General features: G+C 45.9%; 15 protein-coding genes and 1 other RNA gene. 12 read left to right on the top strand and 4 right to left on the bottom strand.

Annotated elements, in window-relative coordinates; genetic code table 11:
- Positions 1–32: 32 nt before the first annotated feature.
- The 4 genes from HW45_RS00910 to HW45_RS00895 are packed head-to-tail and all read right to left on the bottom strand — an operon-like array spanning position 33 to position 3591.
- The gene (locus tag HW45_RS00910; RefSeq protein ID WP_171392134.1) at positions 33–731 is read right to left on the bottom strand and encodes a BON domain-containing protein; all 699 of its coding nucleotides are present in this window, start codon (positions 729–731) and stop codon (positions 33–35) included.
- Between the two features lie 10 nt (positions 732–741).
- Positions 742–1332, bottom strand: a complete 591-nt coding sequence (locus tag HW45_RS00905; RefSeq protein WP_006072694.1) for a phosphoheptose isomerase — start codon at positions 1330–1332, stop codon at positions 742–744.
- A 2-nt stretch (positions 1333–1334) separates the two neighbouring features.
- Positions 1335–1724, bottom strand: a complete 390-nt coding sequence (locus tag HW45_RS00900; protein ID WP_038224001.1) for a YraN family protein — start codon at positions 1722–1724, stop codon at positions 1335–1337.
- On the bottom strand, positions 1687–3591 hold the full coding sequence (locus tag HW45_RS00895) for a penicillin-binding protein activator (RefSeq protein ID WP_235225328.1): 1905 nt from the start codon (positions 3589–3591) through the stop codon (positions 1687–1689). The genes HW45_RS00900 and HW45_RS00895 overlap by 38 nt, the downstream gene beginning before the upstream one ends.
- Before the next feature lie 62 nt (positions 3592–3653).
- Here HW45_RS00895 and rsmI point away from each other — a divergent pair, with 62 nt between their 5' ends.
- From rsmI to murC, 12 genes are all read left to right on the top strand, one after another.
- Positions 3654–4517, top strand: a complete 864-nt coding sequence (rsmI, locus tag HW45_RS00890; RefSeq protein ID WP_006072698.1) for a 16S rRNA (cytidine(1402)-2'-O)-methyltransferase — start codon at positions 3654–3656, stop codon at positions 4515–4517.
- 30 nt (positions 4518–4547) lie between these two features.
- Positions 4548–4954: RNase P RNA component class A (rnpB, locus tag HW45_RS28155), an RNA gene on the top strand.
- Positions 4955–5107: 153 nt separating this feature from the next.
- On the top strand, positions 5108–6058 hold the full coding sequence (gene rsmH / locus HW45_RS00885; protein WP_006072702.1) for a 16S rRNA (cytosine(1402)-N(4))-methyltransferase RsmH: 951 nt from the start codon (positions 5108–5110) through the stop codon (positions 6056–6058).
- Between the two features lie 11 nt (positions 6059–6069).
- Positions 6070–6390: a cell division protein FtsL gene (gene ftsL, locus HW45_RS00880; protein WP_006072704.1), complete on the top strand. Its 321-nt coding sequence runs from the start codon at positions 6070–6072 to the stop codon at positions 6388–6390.
- Positions 6387–8123, top strand: coding sequence for a peptidoglycan glycosyltransferase FtsI (locus HW45_RS00875; protein WP_006072706.1), 1737 nt, complete (start codon positions 6387–6389; stop codon positions 8121–8123). Before ftsL ends, HW45_RS00875 begins: the two co-directional genes overlap by 4 nt.
- 9 nt (positions 8124–8132) lie before the next feature.
- Positions 8133–9632 (top strand): UDP-N-acetylmuramoyl-L-alanyl-D-glutamate--2,6-diaminopimelate ligase, encoded by a 1500-nt coding sequence (gene murE / locus HW45_RS00870; protein WP_038223999.1) that lies wholly within the window; start codon positions 8133–8135, stop codon positions 9630–9632.
- Positions 9629–10993 carry a UDP-N-acetylmuramoyl-tripeptide--D-alanyl-D-alanine ligase gene (locus HW45_RS00865; protein WP_038223997.1) on the top strand — a complete coding sequence of 455 codons (1365 nt, stop codon included), beginning with the start codon at positions 9629–9631 and terminating at the stop codon, positions 10991–10993. Before murE ends, HW45_RS00865 begins: the two co-directional genes overlap by 4 nt.
- On the top strand, positions 10990–12072 hold the full coding sequence (gene mraY / locus HW45_RS00860) for a phospho-N-acetylmuramoyl-pentapeptide-transferase (protein WP_006072711.1): 1083 nt from the start codon (positions 10990–10992) through the stop codon (positions 12070–12072). Before HW45_RS00865 ends, mraY begins: the two co-directional genes overlap by 4 nt.
- A 23-nt stretch (positions 12073–12095) precedes the next feature.
- A complete protein-coding gene (gene murD, locus HW45_RS00855; protein ID WP_038223995.1) occupies positions 12096–13424 on the top strand; it encodes a UDP-N-acetylmuramoyl-L-alanine--D-glutamate ligase in 1329 nt (442 codons plus the stop codon).
- 14 nt (positions 13425–13438) lie between these two features.
- A complete protein-coding gene (ftsW, locus tag HW45_RS00850) occupies positions 13439–14665 on the top strand; it encodes a cell division protein FtsW (RefSeq protein WP_038223992.1) in 1227 nt (408 codons plus the stop codon).
- Positions 14652–15713 carry an undecaprenyldiphospho-muramoylpentapeptide beta-N-acetylglucosaminyltransferase gene (gene murG / locus HW45_RS00845; protein ID WP_038223990.1) on the top strand — a complete coding sequence of 354 codons (1062 nt, stop codon included), beginning with the start codon at positions 14652–14654 and terminating at the stop codon, positions 15711–15713. Before ftsW ends, murG begins: the two co-directional genes overlap by 14 nt.
- An 18-nt stretch (positions 15714–15731) precedes the next feature.
- A complete protein-coding gene (murC, locus tag HW45_RS00840) occupies positions 15732–17192 on the top strand; it encodes a UDP-N-acetylmuramate--L-alanine ligase (protein ID WP_038223988.1) in 1461 nt (486 codons plus the stop codon).
- The last annotated feature ends 167 nt before the right edge of the window (positions 17193–17359 follow it).

Genomic DNA, 17359 nt, shown 5'->3' with positions numbered 1-17359 from the left:
CACCAAGCTCGCTTTTTACGTTTAAAAGGACTTTAACCTTCTATTTCATGAAAAGGTGCAGGCTCTTCAATAATTGGTCTCATTTCTTCTTCAGGTTCGGCATTTTTAACCGGAGCTTCTGGCTGTTTTGTCTCTTCTACTGGAGCCTCGGTATTGAGTTTGTCTTGCTGCTCACTAAATTGGAAAGCACGAATAACTTGGTTTACCCCAGAGACGTTACGAGCGATTTCAGTGGCAACATCTGCATGCTCTTTAGAAACGTAACCGAGTAAGAACACTTCTTTGTCTTCAGTGATGACTTTAACTTTTACACCGTTAAGGCGCTCATCGGTCAGCAACGCTGACTTCACTTTTGTCGTTAACCAACTGTCATTACTGACACTAGTGAAGCTGATCGGATCTTTAATTCGAATTTGGTTATAAACTCGTTTAACGCCTTTTAAGCCTTTAACTTGCGCTTCGAGTTGGTTGCTTAGTGCTTGGGTCTTAGCTTGTCCCATCAGAACCACGGTACCGCGTTGAGAACTTGCAACCACACGTACTTGGCCTACGTAGGGGGCTTTATTACTCATCCCCGCAACTTCGGATTCTAATGAGTTATCGTTCCAAATTTCTTTTGTGGTTCGAGTATCAGTCACTAAATTGACAGTGGTTGCAGCGCCAGCGACAAACAAGCCCGCACATCCAGACAACATGATGCTAACCAATAGCAAAGTCAGAACTTTGTACATCTTCATGGTATTACTCTTCGTGGGAAGGGAACAGAACTTGGTCAATAAGATCGCATAAGCAATGCAGAGTTACCATATGCACCTCATGAATGCGTGCGGTTCTGTGAGATGGGATACGGATTTCAACATCATTCTCACCCAGCAGACCTGCCATTTCGCCGCCGTCCTTACCAGTAAAGGCGATGATGGTCATATCTCTAGTTACTGCGGCTTCCATCGCTTTGATGACGTTTTTACTGTTACCACTGGTAGAAATCGCAAGCAATATATCTCCAGCCTGACCAAAGGCGCGTACTTGCTTGGCAAAGATATCTTCAAAGTTATAGTCATTTGCTACTGCCGTCATAGTGGTGCTATCGGCAGTTAGAGTCATAGCGGGTAAGCTGGGACGTTCAGTTTCGAAGCGGTTCAGTAAACAAGAGACAAACTGTTGGGCGTTGGAAGCTGAGCCGCCATTACCACAGCAAAGAATTCTGTGACCGTTGAGTAGTGTTGCTACCATGGCTTGTGCAGCGTGGGTAATAACGTCAGGAAGCGCTTCTGCAGCCGCAATTTGAATTTGAATACTTTCAGTGAAACTTTCTTTAATGCTATCGCGCATGGTTATCCTTGAGTGATCGCGTTCTTTATCCAGTTAATGTCATTGCCTTGCTGATGAATGGCAACGACATCGAATCGAAAATCAGTATCGTAAGGCGATAAGCCGTTTTGCAGCAACCAAAGGGTGGCGGCTTTTTGAAGCTTTCGTGCTTTAGAGGGCGTCACCATCTCTTGAGCTAAGCCATACTGAGTGCTTTGACGATACTTTACCTCGACAAAGACAAGAGTGGAACCGTCTTGCATGATGAGGTCCAACTCACCGCATTTAGCGGTGTAATTCTCCGCTAAGGCTACCAGACCTTGTCGACCTAGATAGTCCTTAGCGAGAATTTCGTAGTTTTTGCCAACCGCTCTTTTATTGGCTGATCGGTTGTTCCACGGTAGCAGTGCCATCCGTACCTTCTTCCGTGTTAGGCGCTTGTGTCTCAGAGGCTTCCGTTACTTGAGTTGGCTTTTGACCATATACACCCCATGAAATTTGGCGCTGTACAACACAGTCAGAATCAACGCTCAATGTGCCAGTTTGGCCATCTACAGAATAACCTTGAACGGCTTTTAACTGCGGTAACTCTTTAGTTAATGAGTAAGCATCCATTCCCAATGCTTGCAGACGTTTCTCTGCATTCGAGCTCTTCGGCCAGAACTTGGTCATTTGTGCGTCAAGCTGAGGATCTTGGTCAATCAGCAGAGGGATATCACTGTAGACTACGCCAGTGAGATCCTCGTATTGACGTTTACTAGTGTGGCTGTGTGAATCAGCAAACAATTGAGGTTGCTTCGCATCTGGGTTAATCGCCACTTCAATAAACGGTTTGATCAACGTCAGATCTGCACTGTTAGCAACGATGTAAACAGAGTCAATATCACGGCGGCTACGTGGTTGATTCTCTAGCTTCATGCCTGTCAACGCTTCCATCTGGGCAATGCGTTGCTGACTTTGCTGAAGACCGAATACATTATTGATGGTTTTTTGCAGCTGAGCGCGATTTCCATATTGTGCAATAGCCACTTTGTTGTCACTGACTTTTGCCCACTCTTCTTCAAATGCTTTCACTACGCGGTCACCGAGGTTGCCTCTTGGTGCTAGGACTAGAGGATACTCATAGTTACCTTCAGAAAGATGAGCAGCGGCTTGCGCCACTTCTTGCTCTGGGGAAAGCGTTAGGTAACACATCATTTGTGATGGCTCTAACTCGCTAGGAATATTGAGTGCGAGTGCTGGAATTGGCGTTTCAGATTGTTTTTGTGCTTGCTGCAGTTTCTCAACGTTTTCTTTGATAAGTGGGCCAACAATGAAGTCCACTTCATTGGCAATTAGTTGTGCCTTGATATCTGCTGGAGCTGTTTCATTAGTATCGATAACGGTAAAAATCGCTTCTGGGTCGCGCTGCTCATCGTCCATCATTGCCATCATAAACCCATCACGAACCAGCTGCGCTTGTTTCGCATATTTGCCCGTTAATGGAAGCAACAGTGCAGTGCTGTGAGGCGTCGTGATCTCTAAACTTAAAATGTCTAAGATACTTTGCGGGGTATATTCAGCAGCGGGATGGTCTGGGTTCTCGGCCAACCAGTTCTTTAAGGTATTTTGTAGCTGTGGAAGGCTACCACCTAGTGCTTTCATATAAGTTGCAAGCTGTAACCAGCCATCAAGAACTTCTTCTTTAGGTTCTGCGACTAGGGTTGAAAGCTGCTCAGCAGAATACTGGTTGAGGTTATTCCAAATCTCATCATTGATGCCTTGCTGCTCTTCGCGTGGAGCGAAACCTGACATGGCAATCAATTCTCGGCTAGCCTCAAAGTAGCGGCCTAATTGGGCCAGACTTTGCGCTCTTAACTCGTAGTAACGTTGCCATTGCTGTTGGGCAAGAGGCCATTCCGCAGGGAAGTTCAGTTGTAGATACGCATCCTGTGCATTGCCTTGCGCTAGGTTAAGCTCGGCACGAGCTAACTGCCATTCTGCTTGCTGAATAACGGTTAGGTTTTGTTTGGCTAGACGATTAGAAAGTCGCTTAGCTTGTTCGTAGTTGCCTTCTTGAATCGATGCTTTGAACGCTAGAATTAGCCATTCATTAGCAAAACCACCTTGATCGGCATCGGCACGCATTAAGTACGTTTCAGAAGATGCGGTTGGAGCAAGGGTGATATCAACACTCGTTGGGGCGCTTGGCTGAGTAGAACAAGCGGCAATGGACAAAGCCAATGCAATTGGAGTCAGTAGGCGTGTTACACTATTTCTCTTTGGGTTCATCATTGCCATGAGCTCTTTAATCACTATTCGTGTAAAATCATTATATTAATCGTTGAAGTGCTGGTAAACAAATGACAAGCAACAAAACCACTTATATTGAGCAACCAACGCTCTTTATTGTACCGACTCCTATTGGAAATCTCGGTGATATCACACAAAGAGCGCTCGATGTCTTAAACAGCGTCGATATTATTGCTGCTGAAGATACTCGTCATACGGGTAAACTTTTATCGCACTTCAATATTCAAACTAGGACATTTGCGCTCCATGATCACAATGAGCAGCAAAAAGCACAAGTTTTAGTCGATAAATTGTTAGCGGGCGAATCCATCGCATTGGTTTCAGATGCGGGTACGCCACTGATCAGCGATCCAGGGTACCATTTAGTGTCTCAATGTCGTCAAGCGGGCGTTAAAGTTGTGCCATTACCTGGTGCGTGTGCCGTAATAACTGCCTTGAGCGCCTCAGGTCTACCATCTGATCGATTTAGCTTTGAAGGTTTCTTGCCTGCAAAAAGCAAAGGTCGTAAAGACAAGTTTATGGAAATCGCTAAGGCAGAGCGTACCTGTATTTTCTATGAGTCACCACATCGAATCACTGAGTCGTTGGCAGATATGCTTGAAGTTCTTGGTCCGGAGCGTGAAGTTGTATTGGCACGCGAGCTGACAAAGACTTACGAAACCATACAGGGCCTGCCATTAGGTGAATTGGTTGAATGGATTGAAGAAGACGAAAACCGCAAGCGCGGTGAGATGGTTTTATTGATTCATGGATACCGCGAACCCGTGACGGACACGCTACCAGACGAGGCGACTCGAACCTTAGCGATCTTAGTTAAAGAGCTACCATTGAAGAAAGCTGCGGCAGCGACGGCAGAGATTTATAACCTGAAAAAGAACGCATTATACAAATGGGGTTTAGAAAACCTTGAGTAATTGCTCGCGCTCCGCTACAATCCGCGCCCTGAAGTTGACTGGATAGTCGCTGCTTCGTTGACGTCCCCTTGAGCTTGTCTTGGGGGAGACTGACGGAGGGGAGGAACGTCCGGGCTCCACAGAGCAGGGTGCCAGGTAACGCCTGGGGGGCGTGAGCCCACGACAAGTGCAGCAGAGAGAAGACCGCCGATGGCTCCATTTCTTCGGAAGGAGCACAGGTAAGGGTGAAAGGGTGCGGTAAGAGCGCACCGGACGACTGGTAACAGTTCGTTGCAAGGTAAACTCCACCCGGAGCAAGACCAAATAGGCTTCCACATTGCGTTGCTCGCGTATGGAGGCGGGTAGGTTGCTCGAGCCAGTGAGCGATTGCTGGCCTAGACGAATGGCTATCACCGCTTCGGCGGATACAGAACCCGGCGTACAGGTCAACTTCACCTATTATAAAAAAACCCATTACAAATTGATTTTGTGATGGGTTTTTTGCTTTTTTATCACCTATCTTTACGTTAGGCTGAACTTAACCAGATGACGTTACTGAAGGAAATCAGTACACTTGTCTACTTTGCCTTTAGCAACTCTCGAGATCACCAATGAGCGAATCATTCCAACACATTTCGGTACTACTTCATGAATCTATCGATGGCTTAGCCATTAAACCTGACGGTATCTATATCGATGGGACGTTTGGACGTGGTGGTCACAGTCGTCAAATTCTTTCACAATTGGGTGAAAATGGTCGCCTTTATAGTATTGACCGAGATCCTCAAGCGATTGAAGAAGCGGGTAAAATCGATGACCCACGATTCACCATTATTCACGGCCCGTTTTCTGGTATGGCAGAATATGCGGAACGCTATGATTTAGTTGGTAAAGTTGACGGTGTGTTGCTGGACTTAGGTGTCTCTTCACCACAACTGGATGATGCGGAACGTGGTTTTAGCTTTATGAAAGATGGCCCACTGGATATGCGCATGGACCCAACATCAGGTATGCCGGTTTCTGAATGGTTGGCTCAGGCTGAGCTAGATGATATCACTTGGGTTATTCGTGAATTTGGTGAAGATAAGCACGCTCGTCGAATCGCTAAAGCGATTGTTGCTCATCGTGAAGATGAAGAGAAAGAGCCACTTACTCGCACAGGCCAGCTAGCGAAGTTAATTTCTGACGCGGCACCAAAAAGCTTCAAAGAGAAGAAGCACCCAGCGACACGTTCATTCCAAGCGTTTCGTATCTATATCAACAGTGAACTTGAAGAGATCGATACTGCTCTAAAAGGAGCGGCAAGCATTCTAGCACCAGAAGGTCGTTTATCTGTTATCAGTTTCCACTCGTTGGAAGATCGCATGGTAAAGCGTTTTATGCGTAAAGAAAGTAGAGGCCCTCAAGTGCCTCACGGTATTCCGATGACGGAAGATCAAATTCGTGCCTTGGGGAGTGCAAATCTAAAAACAATTGGTAAAGCACTTAAACCATCCGATCAAGAAGTTGAAATGAACACGCGATCACGCAGCTCTGTACTTCGAGTTGCAGAAAAACTGTAGCGGACAAGTGGATGTCTAACGAGCCAAAACACAACTTAGCCAAACTCATCGGGATAGATATCATAACGGTGGGTCGAGTTCCTTTAATGGTACTGCTATTAATATTCGCGTCAGCGATGGGGGTCGTCTTTGCTACTCACCATACTCGCCAGGCAATAAACCAAAAAGATGTGGCGCTCCAAGAGCGTGAAAGGCTTGATAATGAATGGCGCAACTTACTTCTTGAAGAAAATGCGTTGTCTGAACATAGTCGAGTCCAAGCGATGGCAAAGCAAGAACTGGATATGAAGCGTCCTGATGCTGACAAGGAAGTAGTGGTTTCCCTGAAATGAAAGGCAAAAAAGTTGTAAAACCCTCCAACAAGAAGAAAAGTACACAAACTGCGGAAGCTCCAACGCTGATTGCATGGCGCTTTCGTCTCATCTTAGGTTGTGTGTTATTAATCTTCACTGCACTGGTAGCCAGAATCGGCTATATCCAAGTTATCGAACCGGATAACTTAATCAAGCAAGGTGATTTACGTTCGGTTCGCGTTAAAGCACTTCCCTCTGCCCGCGGCATTATTTCAGATCGCAATGGCGAGCCCTTGGCGGTCAGCGTTCCAGTTCAAGCGGTATGGGCAGATCCTGCTACGATATTTAAAGATAATGGTTTGGCAAAACTTGACCGTTGGCATGCCCTAGCGGATGTACTCGGTCTTGACCGACAGGCCCTTATCAATAAGATTGAGAAAAACAAAACTCGCCGCTTTATCTATCTGCAACGCCAAGTCAGCCCTGCCATGGCAAAGTACATCAAAGAGTTAAAACTCTCGGGAGTTGGACTGAAAGCTGAATCTCGTCGCTATTACCCTGCTGGTGAAGTCAGCGCGCACTTAGTTGGGGTCACTGGCATTGATGGTCATGGTCTCGAAGGGGTGGAACGCAGCTATGATAAATGGCTGACAGGTGAGGCGGGTAAACGCATTATTCGTAAAGACCGTTATGGTCGAGTCGTAGAAAATATCTCTCTAGAGGAGCGCGAAGAAGGTAAGCCGCTCGAACTTACTATTGACCAGCGTTTGCAAGCGATTGCTTATCGCGCAGTAAAACAAGCCGTTGCTGATTACCGCGCGACCTCAGGCAGTGCAGTGATTATTGATGTGAAGACTGGCGGTGTGTTGGCTATGGTCAATGCACCATCATACAACCCTAATAATCGCTCCTCTCGTCAATCCTTTACCATGCGTAACCGAGTGATAACCGATGCGATGGAACCGGGTTCGACTGTTAAACCGTTTGTTGTGTTAGCCGCTTTAGAAGCGGGTGTAGCCGATGAAAATACCGTGATTGATACCGGTAATGGCATCATGCAAATTGGTGGGAGTCGTGTTCGTGATACTTCAAAAGTTGGTAAGGCTAACTTGGCGAAGATTCTTCAAAAGTCCAGTAACATCGGTGTGGCTAAACTTGCGTTGGAAATGCCACTGCAAGAGTTATTGGGAATGTATAGCTCGATCGGTTTTGGCCAGCTTTCTGGGTTGAACTTAGTCGGCGAAACCACCGGTATTTTCCCTAACCGTCGCCGTTGGTCTCAATTTGAAATAGCCACACTTGCCTTCGGCTATGGTATTTCGATTACTCCACTGCAATTAGCGCATGCCTATGCGACATTAGGTAATGGTGGGTTGTATCAACCAGTGCATATTATTGAGAACAACCAGCAAGATCTATCGAAGCAGGTCATAGACCATCACTACGCGGTTGAAGTATTACACATGCTAGAAGCGGTAACTCAACCTGGTGGTACAGCGACGCGTGCTGCCGTTCCTGGGTATCGTGTTGCAGCCAAAACAGGTACATCACGAAAAGCAGCCGCTGGTGGCTATAGTGACGAATACGTGGCAATTACGTCGGGTGTTGCTCCTGTGAGTGACCCTCGCATTGCGCTTGTTGTGGTGATTAACGAACCACAAGGTGATCAGTATTATGGTGGTGCTGTTGCAGGCCCAGTATTCTCAGAAATTATGAAAGGCTCGCTGCAAATATTAAATGTAGCGCCTGATGAAAATCAGTTTCAAAAATAGGTGAAAACAATGTTGACCTCTTTGACATTGGCAAAACTGCTAAAACCTTGGATTAGCGAAATGGAAAGCTCAGTGAGCTACTTGTCACTTGATGACATAGTCGTTTCCAATTTGGAATTAGATAGCCGGGCTATTAAACAAGGCGATAGCTTCGTCGCGATCATTGGTCATACTGTCGATGGCCGTCTGTTTATCGAAAGAGCAGTGCAAGCAGGCGCTACGTCTGTGCTGGCTCAAGCAGACAGTGAGCATAAGCATGGCGAAGTGACCTATATTGGTGAAGTGCCAATTCTCCATCTCTACCAACTCGACACGCTGCTTTCTGTCATCGCGGCACGCCTATATCAATATCAGCAACAAGTCATTGGTGTAACTGGGACGAATGGCAAAACCACCATCACCCAGCTTATTGCTCAATGGATTGATTTACTCGGTGATAAAGCCGCTATTATGGGCACGACGGGCAATGGCTTCTTAGATCAGCTTGAAGAGGCAAAAAACACCACAGGCAGTGCCATTGATGTACAGCGAATCTTAGCAAAGTTAGATCAGCAAGGTGCGAACTATACAGCGATGGAAGTGTCTTCTCACGGCTTAGTTCAAGGTCGCGTTGCCGCTGTGCCATTTAAGTTAGGTATTTTTACCAATCTGAGCCGTGATCATCTCGATTATCATGGCACAATGGAAGGATACGAAGCCGCCAAGAAGCTCCTGTTTACCGGCCATCATTGTGAACATGCGGTTCTCAATATTGATGATGTCGTTGGTCGCCGTTGGTTGACGGAACGAAGTGATGCCATCGCGGTGTCTGTGGAAGGACGTCAAGAAGGTGAAAGAGGGCTGTGGGCAACAACAGTAGAATACAGCGATAGCGGAATCTCACTTGAATTCGATGGTTACTTTGGGCAAGGCAATCTGCATGCACCACTGATTGGTCAATTTAACGCTAGCAATCTCATGTTGGCGTTTGCGTCGTTATTAGCGCTTGGCTTTGATATCGAACATCTGCAACAAACTGCGCCGAAACTGCAACCAGTGCTTGGCAGAATGGAACTATTCCAATCCACCAATAAACCTAAAATAGTTGTCGACTATGCTCACACTCCCGATGCTCTTGAAAAAGCGCTGTTGGCGTTGCGAGTACATTGTGAAGGTAAACTTTGGGTGATTGTCGGCTGCGGTGGTGATCGAGATAAAGGTAAACGACCAATGATGGCGGCGATCGCTGAACGCTTAGCTGACTACGTTATTCTTAGTGATGATAATCCTCGAAGTGAAGACCCTGCTGCTATTGTCGAAGATATGTTGGCCGGTATGAGCCAACCGCAAGCTGCTATTGTTGAACACAAACGGTTTGATGCGGCGCAGGTGGCGATGAACCAAGCTGAGGCATCGGACATTATTTTACTCGCCGGTAAAGGTCATGAAGACTATCAGGTTGTTGGTACCGAAACGGTGCATTACTCAGACAGAGAATCGGCCGCAACATTATTGGGACTTACATTATGATTGCATTAACACTATCTGACATTGCCAATATTGTTGAAGGTACGCAGAGTGGCGGTGAGGTTCAAATCCTAGAAGTCACGACAGATACTCGTGCGATTCAGTCTGGAGCACTGTTTATTGCGTTAGTTGGTGAGCGCTTTGATGCTCACGATTTTTGCCAGCAAGCTGCTGATAAAGGTGCCGCCGCACTTATTGTTGAACGTCAACTGGATATTGATATTCCGCAGGTTATCGTAGCAGATAGTAAAGTTGCACTTGGCTTATTAGGGGCTGAAGTGCATCGTCGTTGTGGGACAAAAACTCTTGCCATTACTGGTAGCTGTGGCAAAACCACAGTAAAAGAGATGGTGGCGAGTATCTTATCTGGCCTTGGACAAGTGCTATACACAGCTGGCAACTTCAATAATGATATTGGTGTTCCACTGACATTACTTCGCAGCACACCACAAGATGACTTTTCTGTTATCGAACTAGGTGCGAATCATATTGGCGAGATTGCTTACACCACGGCGCTGGTGAAACCTGATATTGCCATGGTTAATAATGTGGCAGAAGCGCACCTAGAGGGCTTTGGTTCTCTTGATGGCGTGAAAACTGCGAAAGGTGAAATTTACCAGGGTCTCACAGCCAACGGGACAGCGCTAATCAATCTCGATAGTCAAGGTGAGTCGATTTGGTCAGAAGTTTTACAAGATAAAAACCTTATAACGTTCTCTAAACAAAACACTAACGCCGATTTTTATGGCTCTGACATAGCGATGTCATCAGAGGGCTATCCGTTATTTACACTGCACACACCAATCGGCAATGTCGAACTGCAGTTGTCATTGCTAGGTGAGCATAATGTGGCGAATGCCGTTGCTGCGAGTGCTTTGGCGATTCAATGTGGTGCGACCTTAGAGCAAATCAAAATAGGTTTGCAATCGCTAAGTAAGGTTAAACGTCGTGTTGATGTCGAAAAACTTACTGAGCACATTACCTTAATTGATGACAGCTATAACGCCAGTGTGCCTGCGATGAAAGCGGCGGTTGACTTGCTTGCACAGTTTAAGCAAGGGCAGCGCTGGTTGATTCTGGGTAATATGGCAGAATTGGGGCATGAAAGTCTTGCACTTCACAAAGAAGTCGGACAACATGCTGCTCCTTTCGCATTTGAACATGTTTTGACCTATGGTGAAGATGCGAAGGTTATCAGTGACCTATGTGGTGGTATGCATTTTCAGAGTCACGACAGCATGCTTGAATATATCGAGCGCAATTTAACACAGCTAAACCAGACCTCTCATACCTTATTGGTGAAAGGGGCACTAAGTGCAGGCATGTACACCATTGCTAATGCACTGAAGGAGACTTACACATGATTATTTGGCTTGCGGAATTACTACAGCCATACTTTTCTTTTTTTCGACTGTTTGAATACCTGTCATTCAGAGCCATAGTCAGTGTGTTAACCGCTTTAGGGTTGTCCTTATGGATGGGACCTAAAATGATTGCTCGCCTGCAAATGTTGCAAATCGGTCAAGTTGTTCGTAACGAAGGTCCTGAATCGCACTTTAGTAAGCGCGGAACGCCAACCATGGGCGGCGTGATGATCTTGTTTGCGATTACATTAACAGTGTTGTTGTGGTCTGACCTAAGCAATCCTTATGTTTGGGCTGTATTGGTTGTTTTACTTGGCTACGGCGCAGTGGGTTTTGTCGACGATTATCGCAAAGTTGTCCGTAAGAACACTGATGGTTTGATTGCTCGTTGGAAGTATTTTTGGCAGTCAGTTATCGCTCTGTTCGTGGCTTTCGCTTTATATGCCCATGGACAAGATACGGCTGCAACTCAACTGGTTGTGCCTTTCTTCAAAGACGTAATGCCGCAGATGGGGCTGTTTTATATCGTCTTCACCTATTTTGTTATTGTAGGCACAAGCAACGCTGTAAACCTGACGGATGGTTTGGATGGCTTGGCTATTATGCCGACAGTACTTGTAGCGGCGGGTTTTGCGGTTATTGCTTGGGCTACGGGCAACGTTAACTTCGCTAACTACCTACATATTCCTTATATCCCATATACCTCAGAGTTGGTCGTTGTATGTACCGCAATGGTTGGTGCTGGCCTTGGTTTCCTTTGGTTTAACACGTATCCAGCACAAGTGTTTATGGGTGATGTTGGCTCACTGGCACTTGGTGGTGCACTTGGTGTGATTGCGGTGTTGGTTCGTCAAGAGTTTGTGCTTGTTATTATGGGCGGTGTATTCGTAATGGAAACGCTGTCGGTTATTCTTCAGGTAGGTTCATACAAACTGCGTGGCCAGCGTATTTTCCGTATGGCGCCTATTCACCACCACTACGAGCTAAAAGGATGGCCGGAACCACGTGTTATTGTTCGTTTTTGGATTATTTCAATCGTACTAGTTCTTATTGGATTAGCCACTCTTAAAGTACGTTAGAAACGCAGTAGGACAATCAGTTCATGGATTCTTGGCAAGACATAAAGCAAGTCGTTGTAGTTGGGCTCGGTATTACCGGGCTCTCTGTCGTTAATCATGTTAGTAAAAACCATCCTGACGTGACTGTTCGTGTGATGGACAGTCGGGAGAACCCTCCCGGTGTTGAGCAGTTGCCAGAAGGAGTAGAGCTGCATGCTGGAAGCTTTAATACTGAGTGGTTGAGTCAAGCAGACCTGATTGTTTGCAACCCTGGTATTGCTTTGGCAACACCAGAAATTCAGCAAGCACTGGACAAAGGTATTCGCGTTGTTGGCGATATCGAACTGTTTGCGTGGGCAAATACCAAGCCTGTTATTGCTATTACGGGCTCTAACGGTAAAAGTACAGTGACCGATCTAACAGGGGCAATGGCCAAAGCTGCGGGTATCAACGTCGGTGTTGGCGGTAATATTGGTGTTCCTGCTTTAGATTTGCTGGAACTGAATGCTGACTTGTATGTCCTAGAGTTATCTAGCTTCCAACTCGAAACAACCTACTCACTAAAAACCAAAGTATCGACATTTTTGAATTTGTCCGAAGATCATATGGATCGCTACTATGGGATGGAAGACTATGCGCAAGCGAAACGACGTATTTTCTTCAATGCTGAATATGCTTTGGTGAATCGTGATGAGCCAGAGACTTCCCCTGAGCATGCCGAACTTCCTGTAGCAACGTTTGGTTTCAATGAGCAAGACTTCGGTCTGTGCGAAATCGACGGACAAGTCTGGCTAGTCGATAACGGTGAAACCATTATTTCCACCGACCAGCTTCGTTTGGTTGGCAAGCACAATTGGTCTAATGCGCTGGTGGCCTGCGCACTGCTCAAACTGAGCGATATCGACTACCGAAAAGGTTTGGCGTGTTTGGCTGAGTACACTGGTTTGAGTCATCGTTGCCAAGTGGTTGCAGATGAAAAGGGCGTCAAGTGGGTGAATGATTCTAAGGCTACTAACGTTGCGAGCACACTTGCAGCGTTATCTGGCTTAACCTTAGCGGGTAAACTGTATCTTTTGGTGGGTGGTGTTGGCAAAGGCGCTGACTTTTCTGAGTTAGCCAAACCCCTGTCTGAGCTGAATGTGAAGTTGTGCTGTTTTGGGAGAGATGGTGAGGAGTTCATGACGTTGCATCCATCGGCGGTTCGATATGACACGCTCAATAATGTCCTAGCCGACATTACACCCGAACTGCAAAAGGGTGATATGGTTATGTTATCTCCAGCTTGTGCAAGCTTTGATCAGTTTGCCAATTTTATGGCTCGTGGAGATGACTTTACTCAGCTGGCTCAGCAATTTTCAAAACAAGTTAGTTAAACGGACTCGCTACTATGTTCCATCAATTTCGACAAAGGGTAACAGGTTGGTTTTCACAACCAGCTCCTGATGCCCTCTATGATAGACAGTTAGTGTGGTTAGCGTTTGCATTGATGATTACCGGTTTGGTCATGGTAACATCGGCTTCTTTTCCTATTAGTTCAAGACTCACTGATCAACCATTCCACTTTATGTTTCGACATGCGATTTTCTTGGTGCTAGCGCTTGGGACATCGTCTATTGTTCTGCAAGTACCAACGGAAAAATGGTTTCGTTACAGTACTTATTTGCTTGCGTTGTCGATATTTCTTCTGGTCGTCGTATTGGCCGTCGGGAAGTCGGTTAATGGTGCCTCGCGCTGGATCCCTCTTGGGCTCTTTAACTTGCAGCCTGCTGAAGTCGCTAAATTGTCACTGTTCATTTTCATGTCGAGCTATCTAGTTCGCAAGCAAGATGAGGTAAGGCAATCCTTCTTTGGCGGCTTTATCAAACCTATCATGGTGTTTACTACCTTTGCTATTTTGTTGCTTGGTCAGCCTGACTTAGGAACCGTGGTGGTAATGTTGGTGACCCTATTTGGTATGCTGTTTATAGCGGGTGCAAAGTTGTCTCAGTTTATCGCGTTATTGGTGGCTGGTGTCGGTGCGGTTATTGCCCTGATCTTGGTGGAGCCCTATCGTGTTCGCCGAGTGACATCTTTCCTTGACCCATGGGAAGATCCTTTCGGAAGTGGCTACCAGCTAACACAATCATTGATGGCGTTCGGCCGTGGTAATTTGATGGGGCAAGGGTTAGGCAACTCGGTGCAAAAACTGGAGTACCTGCCTGAAGCGCATACTGACTTCGTATTTGCAGTTTTAGCTGAAGAGTTAGGTTTTATTGGTGTGCTTTTTGTGTTGATGTTGGTGTTTGCTTTGGTGATTAAAGCGCTGTACATCGGCAAGCGTGCTTTTGAGAAGAAGCAACTGTTTGGAGGTTATCTCTCTTTTGCGATCGGAATTTGGTTTGCTTTTCAAACGTTAGTCAACGTTGGTGCTGCTGCTGGTATGGTTCCTACCAAAGGTTTGACATTGCCCTTAATCAGTTATGGTGGTTCCAGTCTTATAATTATGTCCGTTGCGGTGTCGATACTGCTACGTATCGACCATGAATGCCGTCTGTTACCAGACATAGATGAACCTACACCTCAGGAAGCGCCTCCTGAGAAAGATAAGAAAAAAGCCAAAGATGAAAAAGAATAAACGTTTGATGGTGATGGCTGGTGGTACTGGTGGTCACGTGTTTCCAGGGCTTGCTGTTGCGCATCGACTACAGGAACAAGGTTGGGAGATTCGCTGGTTAGGAACGGCTGATCGTATGGAAGCCGACTTGGTTCCAAAGCATGGTATTGAGATCGATTTCATTAAAGTGAAAGGTCTACGAGGACAAGGAATTACCAAGCTTATTAAAGCGCCATTTCAGATATTTAGCGCTATATTACAGGCTAGAAAGCACCTAAAAAAATGGCAACCGGATGCCGTGCTAGGCATGGGTGGTTATGTGAGTGGCCCTGGTGGTATTGCGGCTTGGACCATGGGTATTCCAGTTGTATTACACGAACAAAATGGTGTAGCAGGATTAACCAATCAATGGTTGTCGAAAATTGCCAGGAAGGTATTTCAGGCGTTTCCAGGTGCATTTCCCAATGCTGAAGTAGTTGGGAACCCAGTAAGACAAGATTTAATTGATACTGAAGAACCGCAACAGCGACTTGAAGGCCGCGAAGGTGATATTCGTATTCTTGTCATGGGTGGCAGTCAAGGTGCACGTATTTTAAACCAGACGTTACCTCCAGTAATGGCAGAGCTTGGTTCAGGCTACATAATCCGTCATCAAGCAGGTAAAGGTAATAGCGAAGAAGTGGCTGAGCTATATCGCTCCAATGCAGTTGACAATGCAGACGTTACTGAGTTTATCGACGATGTTGCCCAAGCCTATCGCTGGGCTGACCTAGTAATTTGTCGCTCTGGTGCTTTGACTGTCTCTGAACTAGCGGCGGTCGGCGTAGGTGCCATATTTATTCCATTTATGCACAAAGATCGGCAGCAAGCGCTTAATGGTGATCACCTGGTGCACAGTGGCGCTGCCTATATGATTGAACAGCCGGATTTAACGGTAGAAAAATTGGCGCAACAAGTAAAACAGCTCGATCGACTGCAACTGCTAGAGCTTGCGAAGAATGCACGAAAAGCCGCTAAACTTGATGCAGATACACGCGTCGCCCAAGAAATTATCGAATTAACAAAATAGATTGACGAGATTTAATCCATGACACAGCAACATACTCAAGACCTAGCACAAATACGGGCCCTGATACCTGAAATGAGACGAGTGAAGTGTATTCACTTTGTCGGAATTGGTGGTGCTGGCATGAGTGGTATCGCAGAGGTACTGCTTAATGAAGGCTATCAGATTACCGGCTCAGATCTTGCTGAAAATGCTGTGACAGAGCGTCTGACTCAAAAAGGTGCCACTGTCTATATTGGCCATCAGGCGAGTAATATTGAAAACGCAAGTGTGGTAGTGGTATCTACGGCTATCGATCCAGAAAACCAAGAATTAGTTGCTGCAAAAGAGCAGAGAATTCCTGTAGTTCGCCGTGCTGAAATGCTAGCGGAACTGATGCGTTTTAGACATGGTATCGCGGTGGCTGGTACGCACGGTAAAACCACTACGACCGCACTGGTTACTCAGATTTATTCGGAAGCTGGAATGGATCCGACGTTTGTTAACGGTGGCTTGGTAAAGAGTGCTGGTACTAATGCTCGATTAGGCTCAAGTCGAATATTGATCGCTGAAGCGGATGAAAGTGACGCGTCTTTCCTTCATCTGCAACCGATGGTGAGTATTGTGACTAATATTGAAGCTGACCATATGGATACCTATGGTGGTGACTTTGATACGCTAAAACAAACCTTTATCGATTTCTTACATAACCTGCCTTTCTACGGTCAGGCGGTGATGTGTGTTGATGATCCAGTAGTTCGTGAATTGATTCCAAGTGTTAGTCGTCAAGTGATTACTTATGGTTTTTCTGATGATGCAGATGTGCGAATCGAGAACTACCGTCAAGACGGTCAGCAAGGTAAATTCACGGTTGTCAGAAAAGGCCGAGAGAACTTAGAGATTACTCTGAATATTCCAGGTCAACATAATGCTCTTAATGCAGCAGCGGCGATTGCTGTTGCAACGGAAGATAACATTGCCGATGAAGCTATCGTTAATGCTATGTTAGGGACTGAAGGTACTGGCCGACGTTTTGAACACCTTGGTGAGTTTGACACTGGTAATGGTAAAGTGATGTTAGTGGATGACTACGGTCATCACCCAACAGAAGTGGATGTTACGATTAAAGCGGCGCGCAATGGCTGGGCTGAAAAACGCTTAGTGATGATTTTCCAACCTCATCGATATAGTCGTACTCGCGATTTGTATGATGACTTTGCCAATGTGCTGGAACAAGTTGACGTTTTAGTGATGTTGGATGTTTACTCGGCAGGAGAGGCTCCGATTGCTGGGGCTGATGGACGCTCACTATGTCGTACTATTCGTACAAGAGGTAAGTTGGATCCTGTTTTTGTTCCAGACGTGAATGCGTTACCATCTGTTTTATCGAATCTTTTGCAAGAAGGCGACCTTCTTCTGACGCAAGGTGCTGGTGATATCGGTAAAGTAGCCAGGAAGCTTGAGCAGATGAAGTTAGATATCCAGCTAATGCAGAATAGTTAGCAACGTCAGTTCAATTAGTAAAAAACTTAACTGTTCGACCGAGCTATCGAGAATTTTGATCGCTTAGTCGAACATTTTTGTTATTTCAATGTGTAAAAGCCGATATTTCTTAGGTTCAGTGTTTGATAGTTTGATATTCATTAGTATAATCCTAAGGTTAACAATAT

This window comes from Vibrio sp. ER1A, from assembly GCF_000733315.1.
GTDB lineage: Bacteria > Pseudomonadota > Gammaproteobacteria > Enterobacterales > Vibrionaceae > Vibrio > Vibrio mediterranei.
This window is presented reverse-complemented; position numbering and strand designations above follow the sequence as displayed.

Coding starts and splice junctions, on each gene's coding strand:
- HW45_RS00910 (WP_171392134.1), bottom strand. CDS start 731: ATGTACAAAGTTCTGACTTTGCTATTGGTTAGCATCATGTTGTCTGGA.
- HW45_RS00905 (WP_006072694.1), bottom strand. CDS start 1,332: ATGCGCGATAGCATTAAAGAAAGTTTCACTGAAAGTATTCAAATTCAA.
- HW45_RS00900 (WP_038224001.1), bottom strand. CDS start 1,724: ATGGCACTGCTACCGTGGAACAACCGATCAGCCAATAAAAGAGCGGTT.
- HW45_RS00895 (WP_235225328.1), bottom strand. CDS start 3,591: ATGGCAATGATGAACCCAAAGAGAAATAGTGTAACACGCCTACTGACT.
- rsmI (WP_006072698.1), top strand. CDS start 3,654: ATGACAAGCAACAAAACCACTTATATTGAGCAACCAACGCTCTTTATT.
- rsmH (WP_006072702.1), top strand. CDS start 5,108: ATGAGCGAATCATTCCAACACATTTCGGTACTACTTCATGAATCTATC.
- ftsL (WP_006072704.1), top strand. CDS start 6,070: ATGTCTAACGAGCCAAAACACAACTTAGCCAAACTCATCGGGATAGAT.
- HW45_RS00875 (WP_006072706.1), top strand. CDS start 6,387: ATGAAAGGCAAAAAAGTTGTAAAACCCTCCAACAAGAAGAAAAGTACA.
- murE (WP_038223999.1), top strand. CDS start 8,133: ATGTTGACCTCTTTGACATTGGCAAAACTGCTAAAACCTTGGATTAGC.
- HW45_RS00865 (WP_038223997.1), top strand. CDS start 9,629: ATGATTGCATTAACACTATCTGACATTGCCAATATTGTTGAAGGTACG.
- mraY (WP_006072711.1), top strand. CDS start 10,990: ATGATTATTTGGCTTGCGGAATTACTACAGCCATACTTTTCTTTTTTT.
- murD (WP_038223995.1), top strand. CDS start 12,096: ATGGATTCTTGGCAAGACATAAAGCAAGTCGTTGTAGTTGGGCTCGGT.
- ftsW (WP_038223992.1), top strand. CDS start 13,439: ATGTTCCATCAATTTCGACAAAGGGTAACAGGTTGGTTTTCACAACCA.
- murG (WP_038223990.1), top strand. CDS start 14,652: ATGAAAAAGAATAAACGTTTGATGGTGATGGCTGGTGGTACTGGTGGT.
- murC (WP_038223988.1), top strand. CDS start 15,732: ATGACACAGCAACATACTCAAGACCTAGCACAAATACGGGCCCTGATA.